This window comes from Pseudomonas sp. SJZ080 (assembly GCF_007828295.1).
GTDB lineage: Bacteria > Pseudomonadota > Gammaproteobacteria > Pseudomonadales > Pseudomonadaceae > Aquipseudomonas > Aquipseudomonas migulae_A.
In genome coordinates this window covers 206,875-227,447 of sequence record NZ_VIUK01000002.1, presented here as the reverse complement: position 1 = coordinate 227,447, position 20,573 = coordinate 206,875, and the positions used below count along the sequence as shown (strand labels likewise).

General features: G+C 59.0%; 22 protein-coding genes. 4 read left to right on the top strand and 18 right to left on the bottom strand.

Annotated features, from left to right (window positions below; translation table 11 throughout):
• Positions 1 to 27: 27 nt before the first annotated feature.
• From FBY04_RS03540 to FBY04_RS03515, 6 genes are all read right to left on the bottom strand, one after another.
• Positions 28 to 810, bottom strand: coding sequence for an SDR family oxidoreductase (locus FBY04_RS03540; protein WP_105341090.1), 783 nt, complete (start codon positions 808 to 810; stop codon positions 28 to 30).
• Positions 803 to 1,603 carry an SDR family NAD(P)-dependent oxidoreductase gene (locus tag FBY04_RS03535; RefSeq protein WP_145314528.1) on the bottom strand — a complete coding sequence of 267 codons (801 nt, stop codon included), beginning with the start codon at positions 1,601 to 1,603 and terminating at the stop codon, positions 803 to 805. The genes FBY04_RS03540 and FBY04_RS03535 overlap by 8 nt, the downstream gene beginning before the upstream one ends.
• Positions 1,596 to 2,417 (bottom strand): molybdenum cofactor biosynthesis F family protein, encoded by an 822-nt coding sequence (locus FBY04_RS03530; RefSeq protein WP_145314527.1) that lies wholly within the window; start codon positions 2,415 to 2,417, stop codon positions 1,596 to 1,598. Before FBY04_RS03530 ends, FBY04_RS03535 begins: the two co-directional genes overlap by 8 nt.
• A gap of 85 nt (positions 2,418 to 2,502) precedes the next feature.
• Positions 2,503 to 3,162, bottom strand: a complete 660-nt coding sequence (locus FBY04_RS03525) for a helix-turn-helix transcriptional regulator (protein ID WP_145314526.1) — start codon at positions 3,160 to 3,162, stop codon at positions 2,503 to 2,505.
• Between the two features lie 54 nt (positions 3,163 to 3,216).
• On the bottom strand, positions 3,217 to 3,582 hold the full coding sequence (locus tag FBY04_RS03520) for a cupin domain-containing protein (RefSeq protein WP_145314525.1): 366 nt from the start codon (positions 3,580 to 3,582) through the stop codon (positions 3,217 to 3,219).
• Between the two features lie 52 nt (positions 3,583 to 3,634).
• Complete coding sequence (locus FBY04_RS03515) at positions 3,635 to 4,933, bottom strand: FAD-binding oxidoreductase (protein WP_145314524.1); 1,299 nt, start codon at positions 4,931 to 4,933, stop codon at positions 3,635 to 3,637.
• Between the two features lie 233 nt (positions 4,934 to 5,166).
• On the opposite strand from FBY04_RS03515, the gene hpaR (FBY04_RS03510) reads away from it, so the two are divergent.
• Positions 5,167 to 5,589, top strand: coding sequence for a homoprotocatechuate degradation operon regulator HpaR (hpaR, locus tag FBY04_RS03510; RefSeq protein ID WP_145314523.1), 423 nt, complete (start codon positions 5,167 to 5,169; stop codon positions 5,587 to 5,589).
• 161 nt (positions 5,590 to 5,750) lie between these two features.
• Here hpaR (FBY04_RS03510) and FBY04_RS03505 read toward each other — a convergent pair whose 3' ends face one another.
• The 9 genes from FBY04_RS03505 to FBY04_RS03465 all read right to left on the bottom strand — a co-directional run bounded on the left by FBY04_RS03505 (position 5,751) and on the right by FBY04_RS03465 (position 14,524).
• Positions 5,751 to 7,205 (bottom strand): NAD-dependent succinate-semialdehyde dehydrogenase, encoded by a 1,455-nt coding sequence (locus FBY04_RS03505; protein WP_145314522.1) that lies wholly within the window; start codon positions 7,203 to 7,205, stop codon positions 5,751 to 5,753.
• A 17-nt stretch (positions 7,206 to 7,222) separates the two neighbouring features.
• A complete protein-coding gene (hpaI, locus tag FBY04_RS03500) occupies positions 7,223 to 8,023 on the bottom strand; it encodes a 4-hydroxy-2-oxoheptanedioate aldolase (protein ID WP_145314521.1) in 801 nt (266 codons plus the stop codon).
• 18 nt (positions 8,024 to 8,041) lie between these two features.
• On the bottom strand, positions 8,042 to 8,845 hold the full coding sequence (gene hpaH / locus FBY04_RS03495; RefSeq protein ID WP_105341081.1) for a 2-oxo-hept-4-ene-1,7-dioate hydratase: 804 nt from the start codon (positions 8,843 to 8,845) through the stop codon (positions 8,042 to 8,044).
• A 12-nt stretch (positions 8,846 to 8,857) separates the two neighbouring features.
• Positions 8,858 to 10,162: an MFS transporter gene (locus FBY04_RS03490; protein ID WP_145314520.1), complete on the bottom strand. Its 1,305-nt coding sequence runs from the start codon at positions 10,160 to 10,162 to the stop codon at positions 8,858 to 8,860.
• A 49-nt stretch (positions 10,163 to 10,211) separates the two neighbouring features.
• Positions 10,212 to 10,604: a 5-carboxymethyl-2-hydroxymuconate isomerase gene (locus FBY04_RS03485; RefSeq protein ID WP_105341079.1), complete on the bottom strand. Its 393-nt coding sequence runs from the start codon at positions 10,602 to 10,604 to the stop codon at positions 10,212 to 10,214.
• 49 nt (positions 10,605 to 10,653) lie between these two features.
• Complete coding sequence (gene hpaD / locus FBY04_RS03480) at positions 10,654 to 11,511, bottom strand: 3,4-dihydroxyphenylacetate 2,3-dioxygenase (RefSeq protein ID WP_145314519.1); 858 nt, start codon at positions 11,509 to 11,511, stop codon at positions 10,654 to 10,656.
• A gap of 108 nt (positions 11,512 to 11,619) precedes the next feature.
• Positions 11,620 to 13,080 carry a 5-carboxymethyl-2-hydroxymuconate semialdehyde dehydrogenase gene (hpaE, locus tag FBY04_RS03475; protein WP_145314518.1) on the bottom strand — a complete coding sequence of 487 codons (1,461 nt, stop codon included), beginning with the start codon at positions 13,078 to 13,080 and terminating at the stop codon, positions 11,620 to 11,622.
• Positions 13,081 to 13,085: 5 nt separating this feature from the next.
• Positions 13,086 to 13,856 carry a fumarylacetoacetate hydrolase family protein gene (locus FBY04_RS03470; RefSeq protein ID WP_105341076.1) on the bottom strand — a complete coding sequence of 257 codons (771 nt, stop codon included), beginning with the start codon at positions 13,854 to 13,856 and terminating at the stop codon, positions 13,086 to 13,088.
• 11 nt (positions 13,857 to 13,867) lie between these two features.
• Positions 13,868 to 14,524 carry a fumarylacetoacetate hydrolase family protein gene (locus FBY04_RS03465; protein WP_145314517.1) on the bottom strand — a complete coding sequence of 219 codons (657 nt, stop codon included), beginning with the start codon at positions 14,522 to 14,524 and terminating at the stop codon, positions 13,868 to 13,870.
• 189 nt (positions 14,525 to 14,713) lie between these two features.
• On the opposite strand from FBY04_RS03465, the gene hpaA reads away from it, so the two are divergent.
• Entirely contained in the window at positions 14,714 to 15,616 is a 903-nt protein-coding gene (gene hpaA, locus FBY04_RS03460; RefSeq protein WP_105341074.1) for a 4-hydroxyphenylacetate catabolism regulatory protein HpaA, read from the top strand.
• A 115-nt stretch (positions 15,617 to 15,731) separates the two neighbouring features.
• Here hpaA and FBY04_RS03455 read toward each other — a convergent pair whose 3' ends face one another.
• The gene (locus tag FBY04_RS03455; RefSeq protein ID WP_145314516.1) at positions 15,732 to 16,988 is read right to left on the bottom strand and encodes an OprD family porin; all 1,257 of its coding nucleotides are present in this window, start codon (positions 16,986 to 16,988) and stop codon (positions 15,732 to 15,734) included.
• Between the two features lie 258 nt (positions 16,989 to 17,246).
• Here FBY04_RS03455 and hpaR (FBY04_RS03450) point away from each other — a divergent pair, with 258 nt between their 5' ends.
• Complete coding sequence (gene hpaR, locus FBY04_RS03450; RefSeq protein WP_145314515.1) at positions 17,247 to 17,669, top strand: homoprotocatechuate degradation operon regulator HpaR; 423 nt, start codon at positions 17,247 to 17,249, stop codon at positions 17,667 to 17,669.
• 488 nt (positions 17,670 to 18,157) lie between these two features.
• Here hpaR (FBY04_RS03450) and FBY04_RS32600 read toward each other — a convergent pair whose 3' ends face one another.
• Entirely contained in the window at positions 18,158 to 18,556 is a 399-nt protein-coding gene (locus tag FBY04_RS32600; protein ID WP_145314514.1) for a hypothetical protein, read from the bottom strand.
• Positions 18,557 to 18,963: 407 nt separating this feature from the next.
• Here FBY04_RS32600 and FBY04_RS03440 point away from each other — a divergent pair, with 407 nt between their 5' ends.
• Positions 18,964 to 19,728: a tetratricopeptide repeat protein gene (locus tag FBY04_RS03440; protein ID WP_145314513.1), complete on the top strand. Its 765-nt coding sequence runs from the start codon at positions 18,964 to 18,966 to the stop codon at positions 19,726 to 19,728.
• 115 nt (positions 19,729 to 19,843) lie between these two features.
• Here FBY04_RS03440 and FBY04_RS03435 read toward each other — a convergent pair whose 3' ends face one another.
• Positions 19,844 to 20,566 carry a DUF4198 domain-containing protein gene (locus tag FBY04_RS03435; RefSeq protein ID WP_145314512.1) on the bottom strand — a complete coding sequence of 241 codons (723 nt, stop codon included), beginning with the start codon at positions 20,564 to 20,566 and terminating at the stop codon, positions 19,844 to 19,846.
• Between the last annotated feature and the right edge of the window lie 7 nt (positions 20,567 to 20,573).

Below are 20,573 nucleotides of genomic sequence, written 5' to 3'. Positions count from 1 at the left end.
CCCTTTTTAGTATTGAAAAAAGCTGTATCAAACCTCTGGCAAGGTCGATCCCCCATCGACCACCAGCGTCTGCCCGGTAATGTAGCTCGCCAGATCCGACGCCAAAAACAGCATGGCTCCGGCGATATCGGCCGCAGTGCCCAATCGTCCCAAAGGCACACGGCTGGCGATATCGTCGTTGACCTGGTCGCCCCCCAGATTACCCATGGCAGGCGTCGCGATCATGCCGGGCTCAGCGCCATTGACCCGCACGTTGTATCCGGCCAGCTCCAGTGCGGCATTGCGAATGAAACCGTTAACCCCGGCCTTGGATGCCGCATAGTGGCTCAGTCCTGGATAGGCCACCCGCGGACCGGTGACCGATGAAGTCACCAGCACGCAGCCCTGACCCTGACGACGGAACATCGGCAAGGCCGCCTGAGTCAGCCAGAATAGTGCCGAGAGATTGACGGCCAAGGTGCGGTCGAGAATGGACGGAGTGATCTCGGCGAAGGGAGTCAGTGGAAAATACCCAGCGTTGTGCACCAGGATATCCAGCCGACCCAAACGCTGCTCCAGGCCCTGAACCAGTTCGAACACCGCTGTGGACTCGGCCAGGTCGACGAACACGGCTTCGACCTGACACGCCCGCCCAGACAACTCGATGGCCAGCGCCTGAGCCTGGGGCAGTTGCAAGTCGGCGATCACCACGCGTGCACCGCGCAAGGCGAAGGCTTCGACAATCGCACGGCCAATACCCTGGGCACCGCCGGTCACCAGTACGGTTTTACCGCTGAAGTCCAGATCTTTGAAAGTGCAGCCTTCAGACATGAGGTTGCTCCATATGGGTATAGGCCAGGGTCGGCACATCGACGATGCTCGAACCGCCGTCGGCCACAAGGGTCGCGCCGGTGATGATCGAGGCCTCGCTGGACGCCAGGAAGCGACAGACCCTGGCGATTTCCTCGGCACTGGCCGGCCGGCGCAACGGCACGTCAGCGCAGACCCGGCCATAGGCTTGCTGCAGCGTCTCACCGTAAAAATCCATCAGCGGCTGCATCTCTTGATCGGCCATGGGCGTGCGGACCCAGCCCGGGCAGACGGCATTCACCCGCACGCCGCGTGGACCGTAATCCCTGGCCAGCGAGCGGTTGAGGCCGAGCAGGGCGTGCTTGGCCGTGGTGTAGCCGCAGACTTCGGGGCCTGCCGCCAATGAGGCAATGGAACCGATCAGCACGATGTTACCGGCACTTTCCAGCAGCAGCGGCAGGCAGGCCCGAGCACTGTAGAAGGCGCTGTCGAGATTGCTGCGCAACGCCGCTTCCCAGGTTTGCGGACTGGTCTGAGTGGCGCTGCCCAGACCATGACCACCGGCACAGGCCAGCAGCACATCAAGCCGACCATAACGCTGGCGAATCTGCGCGACGAAACCTTCCCAGGTGTCCGGGCAGGCTGCATCACCGACCAAAACCTGGCCGCCAGTTTCCCCGGCAATCTGCTCCAGAGGCTCGCGACGGCGGCCGATCAGCACCAGATTGGCGCCTTCGGCTGCGTACAGCCGAGCGCAGGCGGCACCGATGCCAGTCCCGGCGCCGGTGATTGCAACGATACGTGGCTCAGGCATCGGGATACTCCGTCTGGTTGAGAACCTGGCAGTAAGAGGCGACCGGAAAGTTCGACAGTTCATCGAAGGACGACCCGGCATAACCGAAGATCTTGCCGTCGCTGCGGTGCTGTTGCATGTCGATCAGCACCACACCGAGGGTCGGGATGATCTTCTCGCGCCAGACGAACAGGTACAGCTGATCAGCGATCTTGTAGTAGTGGCAGCGGTCGGTGTCGCACAGGCCTTGCTCGACGCCCTTGAGGCACTGCCAGGAATAGAATTGATCGTTGAGGTAGATGTGCTCGTAGACTTCGCTCGGGCTGTAGCGATACATATTGCGCAGGCCGGTCAGTTCGCTGGTCGGTGCGTGTGGGCACTGGCCTTCCTGCCATGGACGATCGAGGCTGCCATGCAGGAAATCCACCTCGACCGAGGTCAGGTTCTTGCCGGCCAGTGCGCGGCTGTAGAGGCCTTCGCGGGTTTGCTCCTGGCTCGGCATGCGGCCGATCACGGCGGTGAACGCAGCGCTGGCGGTGTCGAGCACCAGGCTCACCGACCAGGCTTGAGCGCCTTCTCGCTTGATGAAATCCACCAGATACAGACCGGGGCGCACCGAAGTTGCCCGATACGCTGCGGTGCCGTTGGAGTGACCGTTTGCAGCGGTCCAGGACACCGTTTCGGTGTCGAAACGATGTTCGATCTGCCAGCCATTGGCGAAGTTCAGCATGAAGGTCTTGCCATTCAGGTCGGCCAGGTTCGGCAGGATAAAAGCTTCTGGGGCGAAGCCGTCGGCCAGGGCGCCAACGGTGATCCAGTCAGAGGGTTTGGTCATTGCAATGCTCCGGTTAAGTGAAGTAGCGACCTGAATCATGCCGCTCGGATTCTGGCTCGCCTATCAACCGGATGGTTGAACCGGTTTAGAGAAACAGCGTCCCCACCAACTCGGTACGACTGGCCACGCCAGTTTTGCGAAACAGGTTGATCAGGTGAGTCTTGATGGTCGGCAGACCGACGTTCAGTTCCCGGGCCAATTGCTTGTTGCTGGCGCCTTGGCGCAACAGCAACGCGATCTGCCGCTCCTTGGGCGTCAGGCCGATCAGCGGATCTTCGCAGAGCTGCATGTTCGCCACGGCCAGTTGCAGCAGAGACTGCAAGGCATTGAGCTGGACCAACTGGTCGGTGGTGAAGGCGCCTTGTTCGGCGGTGCGTAACAATGAGATGGCGGCCTGAGGCTGGCCGGCGCTATGGGCAAGGATTTCCACCACATCGACGACGCCATAGCGTTGCAGGAAATCCCGATAGCGCCGGCTGTCCCGCGTCGGCTGTCGGGCCATGGCCAGTCCTAGCGGCACTACGACCAGCCCGCTGGACAGGCAATTGCGCGGTTGCAGCGGGTCGAATTGACGGTAGTTGTCGAGATAGTCGCGATGCATCTCGCCGCTCATGCAATGCAGCTGGAAATCACGGGCTTGCAGGTGCCGGTCGACACAGTAGAACGCCGCCTGACTGGCAGGAACGAGTTGAGTGAAAGCCTGCAGGCAATGGCCAGCGACTTCCTGAGTAGGGATGGCGTTCATGGTAAGTAACCTTCGCCAAAAAGGCTGCCGGTGGGAGTCGGCAGCCGGGATCGATCAGGCAACAGCGAAATAATGCTTCACAAAGCTTTCACTGACAACTTCCCAGAGCACAGGCGTGCCCTTGGTCACGAACCAGCTGTCACCGGCCTTGTAGCGAGAACTCTGGCCGGTGGATTCGTCGGTCAGGACCACTTCACCGGTGACTACGGTGGCTTGTTCGGCGAACGGATAGACCATCCGGAACTTGCCCTGGGTGGTGCCGAAGTAAGCACTGCTGACCGGGTCGGTCGGCGCTCCGAAGGTCATTTTGCCGAAGGCCCGGACTTCGCCTTCGAGGATTTCCGAGCCAAGGTCGGCGACGGTGCCCCAGGCATCCAGTTCGGATAGCTGGATGTCTTGCTTGAGGGTAGTAAGGCTCATGGCAGTTGCTCCTGATGAGTAAAAAAAATGAAAGGGAAGAACGCCTCGGCCGTCAGCGGCGCCCGTTCCAGTAACCCGAAAGCTGGTGCCAGGATTTGCCGGCGGTCAGCAACAAGGGGCGGAACGCATCTTTGCCAAGGATGGTCGGGCGGTGGATCGAGCTGACCAGGTCATAGCGCGCCGAACCTTCACTCATGCCCTCAGCCAGCACCTTGCAGATGATGTGGCTGGGTGTGACGCCGAAGCCCGAATAGCCTTGAACGAAGAAGGCGTTACTGCGACCGGGCAGGGTGCCGATCTGCGGGAACAGGTTCGGGCTGCAGGCCATCGGACCACCCCAGGCCAGGTCGATTTTCACGTCCTTGAGATAGGGGAAAATCTTCAGCATCAGGCGGCGATTCCAGGCCTTCAGGTCCAGGGGAATATGTTCGACCAAAGGGGTGGCGGCACCGAACAGCAGGCGGTTTTCGTTGGTGACACGGTAGTAGTCGATCACCGGGCGAATGTCGCTGTAGGCGCCGCGAATCGGGCTGATGCGGTTGATCAGCTCGTCCGACAGTGGCTCGGTCATCATCTGGAAGGCGTACGTGTTGATGGTCGAGCGGTGCAGTTCGGGTTCCAGTTTGTTGAGGAAGCTGTCGCAGGCCCACAGCAGTTTGCTGGCCTTGACCGAGCCGCGCCCCGTGCGCACGGTAATGCGCTCGCCATAGCTGACTTCCAGGGCCGGGCTGTTCTCGAAAATTCGCACGCCGTGACTGACCACTGCCTTGGCTTCACCGAGCAGCAGGTTCAGCGAATGGACGTGACCGCCGCCCATGTGCAACAGAGCACTGCTGTAGGCGTCGGAGCCAATGATTTGCTTGACGTCCGAACCGCCGAGAAAGCGGATCTCGTGTTTGGTGTTGATCGATTTGAAGTCTTTTTCCCAAGCGCGCAGGGTCTTTTCCTGGCGAGCGGTGAAACCCATGTAGCCGTAGCCGTGACAGAAGTCGGCATCGATGTCGTACTTGGCGATGCGATCTTTGATGATGTCCGCACCCAGGTCGCTGATCTCAAAGACCTGACGCAGACCGTCCTCACCCACGTCTTTCTTGATCTTCTCCAGGTCGTGACCGATGCCGGCCATGATCTGTCCACCATTACGCCCGGTGCCGCCAAAACCCAGGTAACGCGCCTCCAGCACGACGATATTGGTGATGCCTTTTTCGGCGAGCTCCAGTGCGGTATTGATGCCGGAGAAACCACCGCCAATGATCACAACGTCAGCTTCCACATCCTGTTCCAGCGTCGGGAAGCTGAGGTTGTATTTTTTGGTGGCCGTGTAATAGGTGGGCGTTTCGATATTGATCATGGCGCAGCCTGAAAAAGTGAAGAAAAACTCAACGCAGGGCCTTTAGGAAGCTCTGTACCGGACGACTTCTATTAAGAGCTCTGGCGGGGCGGATGTCTTGATTCTCTGTGCCGGGATTTTTGATTCAGCGCGCCAGAGCCTTCGGGAGCCAAACAAGTTATAGCGTTTTGTGAGTTGGACAGTGGTAGAGTTTCGTTAAACTATTAACTAAATCAACCGTGATTCTGACTTCCATGCATAAACCCCGGCAATCCCTGACCTTGACCCTATTGCAGGCCCGTGAAGCGGCCATGAGCTTTTTTCGTCCCTCGCTCAACCAGCACGGTTTGACTGAACAACAGTGGCGGGTTATCCGCATCCTCAGTCAGCACGACGAACTGGAAATCTACCAACTGGCGGAACTGGCTTGCATCCTCAAACCAAGCATGACCGGTGTGCTGGTGCGAATGGAGGCGGCCGGGATGGTCCATCGGCGCAAGGCCGAGCAAGATCAGCGGCGGGTGCTGGTGACTCTGGCCGAAAAGGGCGAGGCGTGCTTTGCGTCCATGAGCCAGTGCATGGAAGAGAACTACCAGCGGTTGCAGGCTCAGTTGGGAGAGGAGAAGTTGCAGACGTTGCTCGGGCTGCTCAATGAGCTGAAGACCATCAAGCGCTAGAGACAAAACACGGTGTCAGAAATAGCCGGGATCTAATGTGGGAGCTTGCTCGCGATGACGTCGGTACATTCAACATCACTGTCGACGGATCCACCGCTATCGCGAACAAGCCCACACACGAGATCCGCTGTGTTTTACATACCTGACGCAGGCCAACCGACTTATTTGATACTCAGGCACATGTACTTCTGCTCGATGTAATCATCGATCCCGTATTTCGAACCTTCACGGCCCAATCCTGACTGCTTGATCCCGCCAAACGGCGCCACTTCGGTGGAGATCAGCCCTTCGTTGACTCCGACCATTCCGTACTCCAGCGCTTCGCTGACGCGCCAGGCGCGGCCCAGGTCGCGAGTGTAGACATAGGACGCCAGACCGAACTCGGTGTCGTTGGCCATGGCGATTGCCTCGGATTCGGTGTCGAAACGGAACAGCGGTGCCAGCGGGCCGAAGGTCTCATCCCGGGCCACCAGCATGGCCGGGGTGACGTCGCCGAGCACCGTGGGTTCGAAGAAGTTGCCGCCCAGCGCATGGGGTTTGCCGCCGGCCAGCAGCGTGGCGCCCTTGGCCAGCGCGTCGCTGATATGTTCCTCGACCTTGGCCACGGCCTTGGCGTTGATCAGCGGCCCTTGTTGCGCGCCTTCGGTCTCGGTCCGGGCGACCTTGAGGGCGTTGACCGCCAGTACCAGGCGGCGGGCAAACTCGTCATAGACACTGTTCTGCACCAGCAAGCGGTTGGTGCAGACACAGGTCTGGCCGCTGTTGCGGAATTTCGAGCCGATAGCACCTTCCACCGCGGCATCCAGGTCGGCGTCTTCGAAGACGATAAAGGGCGCGTTGCCGCCCAGTTCCAGGCTGACTTTCTTGATGGTTTGCGCACATTGGGCCATCAGCAATTTGCCGATACCGGTGGAGCCTGTGAACGAGAGTTTCTGCACCGCCGGGTTCCCCGTCAGCTCGCCACCGATTTCCCGTGAGCGGGTGCCGGTGACCACATTCAGCACCCCGGCCGGAATGCCGGCGCGTTCGCCGAGTTCAGCCAGGGCCAGGGCCGACAGTGGGGTTTCCGACGCTGGTTTGAGCACCACGGTACAGCCAGCGGCCAGCGCCGGACCGACCTTGCGGGTGATCATTGCATTGGGGAAATTCCATGGCGTGATGGCCGCCACCACCCCGATGGCCTGTTTGATCACCACCAGCCGCCGGCCTTGTTTGTCGTGAGGAATTACATCGCCGTAGACCCGTTTGGCCTCTTCGGCGAACCACTCGATAAAGCTCGCGCCATAAGCCACTTCGCCGCGACTCTCGGCCAGTGGCTTGCCTTGTTCCCAACTGAGCAGGCGGGCCAGGTCTTCCTGATTGGCCATGATCAGCTCGAACCATGTGCGCAATACGTTGCTGCGCTCCTTGGCGGTCTTACCACGCCAGGTGGGCAGGGCCGCCTGGGCCGCAGCGATGGCGCGGGTGGTTTCGGCCTGGCCGAGGGAGCTGACTTGGGCGATGGTTTCGCCATCCGCCGGGTTGGTCACCGCGAAACGTGTGCCGTCATCGGCTTCGATCCATTGGCCATTGACATAAGCCTGTTCGCGCAGCAGTTGCAAATCATCAAGTTTCATCGGACTTCTCGAAAAAATCAGTACACGCCGCCGGAGCTGGTGGGCACCGGGGCATCTTTGAATTTGCCAGCGAGGGATTGCAGGCCGCGCATCAGCACCGTGGTGTCGACACCGACTGCAACAAACGCTGCGCCCAGCTCGATATAGCGCCGGGCAAGTGTCTCGTCAGCACTGAGAATGCCTGCGGCCTTGCCAGCTTTCTGAATTCGCACAATGGCGTCCTCGATGGCCGCCTGCACCTCAGGATGGCCCGGATTGCCGCGATGGCCCATGGATGCGCTCAAATCTGCCGGCCCGATAAAGACCCCGTCGACACCTTCTGTAGATGCGATGGCATCCAGGTTGGCCAGGCCTTCGCGGTTCTCGATCTGCACCAGCAGGCACATCTGCGCATCGGCCTGATCGAGGTAGCCGGGAATGCTGTTCCAGCGCGAAGCACGGGCCAGCGCACTGCCAACACCGCGTATACCCTGGGGCGGGTAGTGAATCGCGCGCACCAGTTCTCGTGCCTGCTCAGCACTTTCGACCATCGGGACCAGCAGGGTCTGGGCGCCGATATCCAGCACCTGTTTGATCAGCGTGGTATCGCCGATCACCGGGCGGATGATCGCCTGGCTTGGGTAGGGCGCGACGGCTTGCAACTGGCTGAGCATGCCGCGCAGGTCATTGGGCGCATGTTCGCCGTCGATCAGTAGCCAATCGAAACCGGCATTCGCCGCCAGCTCGGCGCAATAGGCATCGGCCAGACCGAGCCAGAGACCGATCTGTGCTTCGCCGCTTTTCAGGCGTTGCTTGAAGCGGTTGATGGGCATTTCCATAGAACGGTTCTCCAGGGATCAGACGAAGCGGCAGGAGATGGAACCCAGCATGTCGTAATCGACATGGAAGGTATCGCCGGGGTTGGCCGTCACAGGACGGGTGAAGGAGCCTCCGAGAATGATCTGCCCCGCTTCCAGGGTGACGTCGTATGCGGCCAGCTTGTTCGCAAGCCAGGCCACGCCCTTCGCAGGGTGGTTAAGCACCGCTGCGGAAACCCCAGACTCCTCGATCACGCCGTTGCGGTACAACACCGCCGGCACCTTGCGCAGGTCGATCTCGGTTGGCCGCACCGCACGACCTCCCATGACCACACCAGCGTTGGCAGCGTTGTCGGAAATGGTGTCGAAGACCTTGCGCGTCGCTTTGGTCTGCGGGTCGATTTGCTGAATGCGGGCGTCGATGATCTCAAGTGCCGGGATCACCCACTCAGTGGCGTCGAGCACGTCGAAGATCGTGCAGTTCGGACCTTTGAGCGGCTTGCCAAGAATGAACGCCAGCTCCACTTCTACGCGCGGCACGATAAAGCGTTCGAAAGGAATGTCCGTGCCTTCCTCGAAGAGCATGTCATCGAGCAGGGCACCAAAATCCGGCTCGGTGATGTTCGAGGACACTTGCATGGCCCGTGAGGTCAGACCGATCTTGTGCCCGACCAGCTTGCGCCCGTCCTTGATTTTTTGTGCAACCCAGGCGCGCTGGATGGCATAGGCGTCCTCGATCGTGATAGCCGGGTGGTCGAGGGAAAATTGCCGGATCTGCTCCCTGGAGCGTTCGGCCCGGTCCAGTTGTGCGGCGGCTTGCAGGATTTGCTGTTGATCGAGCATGACAAAGATCTCTTACTGTGGGTTGACGATGGCCGCGTGGGTACGAAGGACCAGAAAGCCGCCAAGGGCGATAAACAGTGCAAGGACATACAGGGCCAGGCTGGCACTCTGAGTTGTGTCGCGCATCCAGCCGATCAGGTAAGGGGCGAGAAACGATGCGATGCTGCCAAATGAACTGATCATCGCGATGCCAGCGGCCTGGGTGCCGTTGGAGAGAAAGGCTGGCGGCAGTTGCCAGAACATCGGCAACGCGGCGCTGGCGCCCATGCCTGCAATGGTCAAGCCGCCCATCACCAACAACGGGTTACCCGGTGCTAGTCCCGCCAAGGCAATACCGGCGGCGGCCATCAGCAGCGGCACACACAAGTGCCAACGGCGTTCACGGTTACGGTCCGATGAGCGTCCACAACCGATCATGAAGAAGCAGCCGGCCAGATAGGGCACAGCACTGAGCAGGCCGACCTGGCTGTCGCGGCCGATGCCGGCGCCGTGAATCAGGGTCGGCATCCAGAACGCCAGGGTATTGACCGCTAGCATCACTGCGAAATAAATCGCCACCAGCAGCCAGACCTGCGGGTCGCGCACAATGCCGCCGAAGGAGGTGATGGATTTACGTTGTTCTTCGCTGTTCAATTGCGCGCGCAGTTGTTGTCTCTGCGCGGGGTTGAGCCACTTCACGACTTCGAAGTTATCCGGAAGGCACTTGAGAACCACCAGACCCAGCAGGACCACTGGCGCACCTTCGATCAGGAACATCCACTGCCAGCCGCGCAGCCCACCGAAGTCATGGAGGTTTTCGAGAATCGCACCGGACAGCGGTCCGCCGATCACCCCGGCCATCGGCACGGCGATGGCGAACAGCGCGGTGACTTGAGCCCGGCGCCGGGCCGGGTACCAGCGGTTGAGAAACACCAGGATCCCGGGAAAGAAACCGGCTTCGGCCACCCCCAGCAGAAAGCGCAGGACATAGAAACCGCTGGAGCTTTCGACCCACAACATGCTGGTGGAAAGCATGCCCCAGACCACCATCAGACTGGCGATCCAGCGCCGTGGCCCGACCTGGTCCAGGGCCATGTTGCTTGGTACGCCGAACAGCGCGTAGGCAATGAAGAACAGTCCGGCTCCGAAACCGTAGACCGTATCGCTGAAGTGCAGATCGGTACTCATCTGCATCTTGGCGAAGCCGATGTTGATCCGGTCCAGATGGGCGAACAGGTAACAGATCAACAGCAATGGCATCAGGCGCCAGGTAACGGTGCTGTGGGTTCGATCGTGCTCGGCAAGGGTGATGCTGTCAGCGGTATTGGCTGTGCTCATGATGTTGTACTTTTTGTTTGAGTGGCCGTTGGCGGAAGGAGGGCGTGAATCAGCCCGCCTGGTTCTTCAAGAAGGCATGTACGTTGTTCTGCTTGAAATTGAGTTCGGGGTGCAGTTCGATCATTTCGAACGACAGCGCCAGCAAGCGTTGCGACTGCAGCTCTGCGAAGTGCTCGGTGATCACCTTGAACAGCGTTTCGGCGACTGTCTGCCGGGTCGGCAGATCCCGTCCGTGACCGACCTTGAGGGTCATATGGACGAAGGCGTAATCGTGCTTGCCGTCGGCCATGCGCCAGGTGTCCAGGCGTACACCACGACTGCGGATGCCGCCCAGGGGAAATACGCCGCTGTCTCCCAGGATGGCGTGAACCTTTTCGAACAGCGCGGGCAAGTCCGCCTGCTGCTCGATGTTGTCGGTGTATTCGGCGATGAAATGCGGCATGTGCGTCTCCCTGGCCGCGAGCAACCTGCAGGCTGCCCGCGAGCGAGTGTCAGAGGGGGAAAATGGCGTTGATCTGGCCGGTGCCGGAACTGCCGAACGGCGAAGTGATGATCTCGGCAGGTTTGTTGTATTCAGGCCCGCCCAGCAGTCCGAGGAGCATCGCGGTGTCGTGCATCTTGCCTTCGCCGAAGCAATGCTCGGCGTAGTCCGGGAGCATCGCGCAAAACTCCTTGAAGCGGCCTTGCTTCCACATCTCGACCACGTGCAGGTCCATCTGCTTGTCGAATTCGCGGGTCCAGTTATGGATGTTGGCTTCGGCTTCGCGGTCGTCGGAGAAACGGTGGGACAGCGAACCCGAGGCCAGTACCAGCACCTTGCGGTCGCTCTTTTCGATGGCTCGACGCACTGCTGCGCCAAAGGCAAAGCTGTCTTCCAGACGGTGCCAGGCACACCAGGCTGCTATGGAAATCACGTTGAACTTCTGCTCGTCGGGGACGCCCATGTGCATGTAGCGCATCGGCACCAGCGTGCCGTATTCCAGTTCCAGGCTCGGGATGTTGTGAGCCATAGTGCGCACGCCGGCCAGATTGGCTTCGGCCGCGATCAGCTCGCCCAGTTCCGGGCAGCCTGGGTACTCGTATTCCATGTTCTTGATGAAGTGCGGCAGTTCGTTGCTGGTGTAGATGCCCTTGAAATGCTCGCCGGAGTTGACGTGATAGCCGCTGTTGACCAGCCAGTGCACGTCAAACACCACGGCGGTATCGGCACCCAGCTCGCGGGCTCGACGTCCGATTTCCTTGTGCCCGGCAATCGCCGCTTCGCGACACCCGTGATGCTTGCCGGGCAGTTCCGACAGGTACATTGAAGGTACGTGGCAGATCTTCGCGGCCAGGACGACTTCGCCCATGATAATTCTCCTGAAGTTGTTGTTGTTTGACTCAGTCAGGTGGAGGTCGACTTCTGCGATGGGCCGATGCGCGACCCATCACAGCCTTCGACAACCCTTACCGGCGGTCTAGATGCCCCAACGCGGAATGTGATGACTGCCCATAGAGATACAAACGTTCTTGATTTCGGCGAACACTTCGAAGCTGTACTGGCCGCCTTCACGACCGGTGCCGGAGCCTTTCACACCGCCGAACGGCTGACGCAAATCGCGCACGTTCTGGCTGTTGATGAAGACCATGCCGGCTTCGATACCATAGGCCAGACGATGCGCTTTGCCGATGTCCTGGGTCCAGATGTAAGACGCCAGGCCGTACTCGGTATCGTTGGCCAGTTGCAGGGCTTCGGCTTCGTCCTTGAACGGGATCAGGCATACCACCGGGCCGAAGATTTCTTCCTGGGCGATGCGCATTTTGTTGTTCACATCAGCGAACACCGTCGGCTGAATGAACTGCCCGCGACTCAAGTGTTCCGGCAGGTTGGCCGGACGCTCCAGACCACCGGCGAGGAGGGTGGCGCCTTCTTCGATCCCGATCTTGATGTAGCCGGTGACCTTGTCGTAATGGGCCTGGGTGATCATCGAGCCGACCTGGGTTTTCGGGTCCTGCGGGTCACCGACGATCAGACGTTTGGCGCGAGCGGCAAACTCGGCGACAAACTGCGGATAGACGCTTTCCTGGATGAAAATCCGGCTGCCGGCGGTGCAGCGTTCACCGTTAAGCGAGAAGATGGTGAACAACGCAGCATCGAGGGCGCGCTCAAGATCCGCGTCTTCGAAGATCAGCACCGGCGACTTGCCGCCCAGTTCCATGGAGTACTTTTTCAGGCCGGCGGTCTGCATGATTTTCTTGCCGGTGGCGGTACCGCCAGTGAAGGAAATCGCACGTACATCCGGGTGGCGAACCAGCGCGTCACCGGCGGTGGCGCCGTAGCCCTGGATGACGTTGAGCACGCCCTTGGGAATGCCGGCTTCGACGGCCAGACGACCGAGTTCATTGGCCGTCAGCGGTGACAGCTCGGACATCTTCAATACTGCGGTGTTACCCAATGCCAGGCACGGAGCGGTCTTCCAGGTCGCCGTCATGAACGGCACGTTCCACGGTGATACCAGAGCGCAGACACCCACCGGCTGGTACAGGGTGTAGTTGAGCATCTGGTCGTCCACCGGGTAACTGTGACCGTCCATGCGAGTGCAGACTTCGGCGAAAAAATCGAAGTTGTGCGAAGCGCGTGGAATCAAAACGTTCTTGGTCTGATGGATCGGCAGGCCAGTGTCGAGGGTTTCCAGTTCGGCCAGATGCGGTACGTTCTGCTCGATCAGTTCGCCGAGCTTGCGCATCAGCTTTGCGCGCTCCTTGGCCGGGGTCGCTGCCCATTTCGGGAAGGCTTCCTTGGCGGCGGCCACTGCCTGAGACACTTCCTCGGCGCCGCCGCTGGCGACTTCACCAATGGGTTCGCCGATAGCCGGGTTGTAATTGACGAAGGTGTCTTTGCTTTCGACCTCGCGGCCGTTGATCCAGTGTTTGATCATGTTGCTCAAGCCTCGTTACGGGCGGAGAAGAATTCCGCTTCGCTGACAATTCGATTGACCAGGCGACCCACGCCTTCCACTTCCACAATCACTTCATCACCTGGCACCACATCGGCCAGACCTTCCGGCGTGCCCGTTGCGATCATGTCGCCGGGTTGCAAGGTCATGAAGCTGGACAGGTATTCGATCAGGTAAGGGATGTCGAAAATCATGTCCTTGGTGCTGCCTTCCTGGCGCAGTTCACCATTGATCCAAGTGCGCAGCTTCAGGTTGCTCGGGTCAGGAACGTCGGCGACGTCGACGACCCACGGGCCGACGGGCGTCGTGGCATCACGGTTCTTCACCCGCAGGTTGGGCCGGTAATAATTTTCCAGGTAGTCACGGATCGCGTAGTCGTTGCACACCGTGTAGCCGGCCAGGTATTCCAGGGCATTTTCACGTTTGACGTTGCGTGCCGGCTTGCCGATGACGGCCACCAGTTCACACTCATAGTGCATATAGGCGACGTTATCCGGACGCCAGGTGGTTTGTTTGTGGCCGGTGTAGGTGCCGGGGGATTTGATGAATGCCAGCGGTTCGGTCGGTGGCTTGAAAGCCAGTTCGGCGGCATGGTCGGCATAGTTCAGGCCCAGGGCGAACATGCTGCCGGTGGCCGGTGGCAACCATTGCACCTGGTCTTCGGCCAGCAAGCGGCCGTCGGCCAGGCGCACGGCATTTTGCTCTTCGACATGGACGAGGTGGACTTCGCCTTCAAAGCGGATACGGGCGTGTTTCATGGAAGCTCCTGTTACTCGGCCACGATGTGGTTGACGAGGCGGCCAAGGCCGCTTATTTCGACTTCGACGGTGTCGCCGGGCAGGACATCGATACGGCCTTCAGGTGTGCCAGTAATCAACACATCGCCTTCGTGGAGGGTCATGAATTCGCTGATCTCGGCAATCAGCCGAGGGATATTGCGCACGAAGTTGGCGGTGGAGTTTTGCTGGCGCAATTCGCCGTTGACGAACAGTTTCAGGCTGAGCTGATGCGGGTTAGCGACCTGATCACGGGCCACCAGTTCCGGGCCCAGCGAGCAGAAGCCGTCGCGGCACTTGGCTTTAACCGCTGGACGGTAATAACTGTCCTCCGGCAGGCTGAACTCATTGACGATGGTGTAGCCGGCCACATGCTCCAGCGCATTTTCAACGCTGACCCGGCTGGCGTTTTTACCAATTACCACGCCGAGTGCAGGACCCGGTTGCAGGCGTTCACCTTGCGGATGAACCACGGCGCGGTCATGGCCATTGCGGGTATTGGGCGTCTTGATGAACAGCACCGGTTTGACCGGTGGTTTCTGGTAAGGCGCTTGTTCGAATTCAGCGATACGTTGGTTCAGCAACCCCTGATAGTTCAGCGCAACGCCGAACAGGGTGCCGTTCGCAACATCATGCAGGGCACGGCTCATGCTTTTCTCCTGGCAGTGGCGGGGCAGTGACTGCTCCGTGAAGTATTCGTTAACCTGTTAACGTTATAATTAATATGTTAACTATCGTCAAGCGTGGCAAAATCCTCCAGCAGTGGTTAGCCGCCGAAAACCGGCGCAGGATGAAAACACTTGCTCGGCCAACACCCCAATAAGAAAGAGTATCCAGCGATGATCGATCGTCAGCCGATCCCCAATATCAACATCGGTCAGGTCTACGACCAGCGCTACAGCGATGCCGAAGTGCACTACGACAAACTCGGCAACCTGGCGGAGTTTTTCGGTCGCAACATGCCGGTGCATCGACACGACCGGTTCTTCCAGGTGCATTACGTGAAGAGCGGCGCGGTGCGGGTCTATCTGGATGACCAGCAATACCTCGAGTCGGGACCGATGTTTTTCCTCACGCCACCGACGGTGGCCCATTCCTTCGTCACCGAAGCGGACGCCGACGGGCACGTGCTGACGGTGCGCCAGCAACTGGTCTGGCAGTTGATCGATGCCGACCCGAGTCTGGTGCCCGGCTCGCAGTTGCCGGCAGCTTGCGTCGCGCTGGCGCGGCTGGAGCCACAATTCCAGCCCGAGGTCAGAAGACTGGAGTTTCTGTTCGAGGAACTGTGCAGCGAGATCAATGCCACTGGGGCGGGACGGAGTTCGGCGCTGGACAGCCTGACGCGCCTGATCATGATCAGCCTGCTCAGACTCTGCGCCAACTCCCTGGAAGCCCGCCCGGCACGCCAGGAAGACTTGCGGATTTTCCATCGCTTCAACGAGTTGATCGAAGACCATTACCTGCAGCACTGGCCACTGTCGCGCTATGCCGACGGCATTGGTGTTACCGAGGCACGGCTCAATGACGTCTGCCGACGCATTGCCGACTTGCCGTCGAAACGGCTGATCCTCGAACGACTGATGCAGGAAGCCAAGCGCCTGTTGCTGTTCACCGGCGGTTCTGCCAATGAGATTTGCTACCAGCTGGGCTTCAAGGACCCGGCCTATTTCAGTCGATTCTTCCAGCGTTATGCGCAGATGACACCAGGCGAGTATCGCCAGCGACAATCGGGTTTGCGGTGAGGTAGCCATGTTTGCTTCTCGATGGGCGTCGAGTGTCTGTTGAGCAATCATGGTCGCAGCCAGTGCCCTGAAAAATGGCTTTTACAGGGAACCGCTTGCACTTTTCATGAGCGGCTCACCACAAGGCCAGGCTGTAGCCGATGATGATCCGGTTTTCGTCTATATCGCTGATCAGGCCGTTGCTTGAACGCAGAGTGGCGTTGCGTAGCCGCACATTGACGTTCTTCAGCGGACCACTCTGCACCGTGTAAACCAGGTCGGTGTCACGCTCCCATTCCCGACCGTTACGCACGGTGGAGGTCTGCACATGGGAGCCGTCGACATAGCGAGTCATGAAGGTCAGCCCAGGCAGGCCCAGGGCCGCGAAGTTGTAGTCGTAACGCGCCTGCCAGGCGTCGGTCTCGGCCTTGGTGAAGACGTTGATGGTCACCAGGTTGACTGAATAAGGGTCCAGGCCCGGAAAGGCGAAGTCGCCGTCACCGGAGAGGTTCTGGTACCCCAGACCAAATTTATGGGCACCCATCGACAGGCTCACCATGCCGTTGAAAAAACGGTTGTCGATCTTGCCGCCATCGACCCTGGATGGACTGCGCAATTCATGGCTGCCTTGTTCACGAGTATCGAAATAGCGCAGATCGCTGCGCAGGTTCACACCTTCTGCCAAGGGCAGTTCATGCACCAGACCGATGAAGTGCTGGCTGTAGATGTTCTGCATCTGGGCGTAATAATAGCTCGCTGCCAGGTGTGGATTGATCGCGTAGGTGCCACCGGCCAGATCGAGATGGCTGCTTTCAACACCGGCGTAACTCATCTCGTCATTGCTGGAGGAGTCTCGCAGGTTCTGCTTTTCCAGACGGCCCAGATTCAGGCTCAGGCCGTCGACTTCCTGGGAGGTGACCAGCTCACCGCTGTAGGTTGAGGGCAGCAGTCGGGTGTCGTTATAGGCGGCCACGGGCAGTTGCGGCTGCAGGGTGCCGAGCTTGAGCACAGTCTTCGATGTTCGCAGTTTCGCGGTCAAGCCCAGTTCGCTGTAGCTGTCCTCTGGTTGCTGACTGACGCCAAAGGGCAGCAACCCGGTGCCGCGACGATCGCGACTGGAGTCAAGTTTCACTCCGAGTTCGCCCAAGGCATCGACACCGAAACCGACCATGCCTTCGGTGTAGCCCGACTCCATGCGTAATACAAAACCCTGGGCCCACTCTTCGGCTTTGTTCTGTGGTGCGTTGCTCTGACGAAAGTCCCGGTTCATGTAGAAATTGCGCAGGTCCAGGCTGGCTTTACTGTCCTGGACAAAGTCGGCGTGAGCGCTAAACGGGCTAAACGAAGCGCACAGGGCAGCGCTTGCCGCCGTGTGAAGGAGGCACGAATGCATGAGGGGGTTTCCTTTTGTTGTTTTTGTAGGTATCACCCCCTATTCGGTAAGGGGTGATATATTGTTAACATCTTATCGATTATTTGTGTAGCGTGTTTTCCAGTTTTTTCAGTAACGCACTGGGGTAAAAACGATTATTTTTTTATCTGAGATCGGTAATTTTTTTATAAATTAATGACCTGGTGTAGAGGGGATGTTGCATGCACTCTGTGCCGACTCTAAGCTTTGACGCTTCGACCTCTTTATTCCGCGTGAACCATGCCGACCCCCAGACCGTCCCTTACGCTCACCTTGTTGCAGGCCCGCGAAGCGGCCATGGCATTTTTCCGGCCGTTGCTCAATGAACATGGTCTGACTGAGCAGCAGTGGCGGGTGATTCGTATCCTGCGTCAGCACGGCGAACTGGAAAGCCATCAGCTGGCTCATCTGGCATGCATCCTCAAGCCGAGCATGACCGGTGTTCTGTCCCGACTGGAGCGCGACGGTATCGTCCGTCGCAGGAAGTCGTCGGAAGATCAGCGCCGGGTGTTCGTCGCTCTCACCGAGCAGGGGCAGCAGTGTTTTGTCGACATGAGTGCGGGGATGGAAAGCAATTACCTGAAGATTCAGGAGCAGTTCGGTGAGGAGCAGCTTCAACAGTTGCTGGAGCTGCTCAGTAAGCTGAAGAACATCAAGCCCTGACCGACACAATGCTTGACCAGCTTGCCGACCTCACGGGACGCTGATGATTTCGCGGCTGGCGATGTGACTTACGCGGGAGTTGATGCCGGCAGCCTGATGGTTGCTTCTGCGGCTGGATGTAGAAAGCACTCGGTAGCACGGTTTGGAGTTATGTTCTTCCCGTTCTTGACATCCCCTCCGAACAAGTCCAAAAATAAGTCCATTCCCACTGAGGGATGTTTAAAAACCTTTAGATTTCAATGGGTCGGACGCCAGATGCGAGTCTCGTTTCCCGCTCCAAATACGAAAAAGCGCCACTCATTGAGTGGCGCTTTTTTTTGCGCGTTTTTTATGGTTGGCATTGTCTAGTTCTGAGGGTTTACACCTGTTTCATCCCAACGCCCGATGCATCGCATCGGGCGTTTTGTATTTCGGACCGGTTTGAGTCGTGGTTTGCAGGTTGGCGCAGTATTGCCCGTGTTGCAGGCGGATTGTTCCGGGGCTTCGCGCTAGCGACGATAGTAACGGTGATCGTTCTCGTAACGGTGCCGCATGGCCCGATTCTGGTGGCGCTCCCAATCACGATGGCGCTCAGCTTCTCGGCGAGCTTGCTCTCTACGCCACTGATCTCTGCGCCAGTCGTCTCGGCGCCAATCGTCTCTACGATCGTGCCAACGGTCGTCATGCCAGTATCGGTCGTCATGGGCAAGCAACGGCCCTTGCTGCTTGCCGGCCATACTGGCCAAGGTCGGCCAAGGGTTGCCGGCGGCTTGGGCAGGAGTCTGAACGGCTGGGACTTCAGTTGGGGAAGCAGGGGTTGAGGTCTTCATCTGTGTGGCTGATGCCGAGCCCACTACCGCGAACGCGAACAGGCCGAAGAACACCATCCGTGGAACATGGAGTTTCATGAGCGAAGACAACCTCTGATTGACTATTAGGCTTGTGGCCATCTGGCGGCGCAAGCCTGCGAAGGGCGTGCTTACCGAACGGATGTGCCTATCCACATAGACCGATAAATAGGGAAAAGTTCGAGGGGGCCGTTGCTTAAATCCACAACAGTCTCAGTGTTCGACCAATTTTGAAGTTTGCTTTCTCGATGCCCGCTTCTGACCATTTTCTGCTCTGCGTGAAGTGCAGCAATAGGTCGTGATTAGTTGTTGGGGGGGTAAAAAATGATACGGGTTGCGGCGGACGTTACAGCCGGAACTTCAGGGTGTTGGCCAGGTCAATAGCGGCCCTGTATTGGAAATGCCGGGCAGCGCTGTGGCGCTGCTTTACGGCAGTGCCGTCCGAGTTCAGTCGAGTCCGCCCCCTGATGCCAACCAAGAGTTTTCTGCCGGGCCTCATCTTTGTGTTCTGCGCTGTTGCGTCGTTTTGTTCTGTCGCTGCCGAGCGGAGAGCGCCCGCGCAAAGCAACAGTGCATCGACCACCCTGATCGAAACAGCCTCGCGACAGTATGAAAATGGCCAACTGGATCAGGCCGCCGCTACGCTGGAGCGAGCCCTGCATATCCAGCCGAACAATCCCGCGACGCTGCATTACCTCGGTGTATTGCGTCTTCAGCAAGGGCAGTTCCAGCAGGCTGAAACCTTGGCGGCGCGCTCGAACATGCGGGTTGGTCGCAACGTCGAGTTGCGTAACCGCAACTTCCAATTGATCCAGGCGGCGCAGCAGGCCCAATCTTCGGGTTCCCCGTCCAATGCCAACGAGAACCTGGTCGCAGTACAGAAGGGGCTGGAAGAGGAGACCCAAAGGCGCCGCGAAGCGGAAATGGCGGTTGTTGAGCAATCCACTCCGGACACTGGACGTGACGCTGACCACTTCGCTAGCGCAAAGGCAGATCGGGTTTCGGATGTACCGACGGCGGGCAGAGCCGGGGCCGAAGGACAATTGCAAATGGCTAATGTCGAGCCTGAGCTGGCGTACGCTGAGGTTGAGATTCCCCGTGGCCATATGCCACCTCCGGGCAAATGCCGAATTTGGTTTCCTGATCGTCCGCCGGGGCATCAGCCAGCACCTGGCAAATGCAAGAAGCTGCGATATCGGGTTCCCTCAGGGGCCTACCTGGTGCGCGGTTGAGTTCGTTCTCTGCGTTATGCGATGGGTCGCTTTTGGCAGATTGCTGCTTGTCGTGACGAGCAGCAATCGGCCCATATCGGATTTTCGATCTCAATTGTAGATGCAATACAGAAGTTTATTCGTGGTGTGGCTCCCCAAGGAAAGTCAGCGAGCTGAACAAACTCTGCTTGTCTACCGGCGCGCCTTTGGGCAGCGGGAGTGTGAATTGCGCGGCGATGATGTTCAGGCCTTCGTTGCGCACCTTTATGCGTGCACGTCCTTCCTTGTCAGTCTTGCCACTGATTTCAGAGGGTGCACTGCGGTAGTCGCCGACAAGTTCGATATCGGCAGTTGGCTTGCCGTCAACCAACACCTGCACTTCCAGTTCCTTGCCAACGCCGATCTTCACAGGATCGCTTTGAGGGATAATCGCCAAACGCAGCATGCCTAGCCTTGGTAGGTGCGCGCCTTCCTGATAGATCGCCAGACTGTATTTGAAACTATGGGTCGAGGCGATGGCGTCTTTCACCTGATTACGGTTTTGATTGACCCATCGCTTGTCCGGAGTCTGCGACCAGGGACCGTTGTCCAGCTCCACAGCCATGACCGCTGGTGGCCTAAGCGGCTGCAGGCGGGCGTGGTCTGCCAGGCGCTGGACGGTCACGGGGATCATTTTGCCGGTCACATCATAGGCCCATCCGCCTTTTATCTTCTCGGCTTTGAAAGCATCGTCTTCGGCGCCATGGCCGTACACCACCTCGATATTGCCACGGCGTTCCTCGGTCCACAGGCCGTGGGCGTTAGCCTGTGTGGACGCAACGAGCGCCAGTACGGCGGCGATTTTTAGTGAAGATTGCATGGTGATT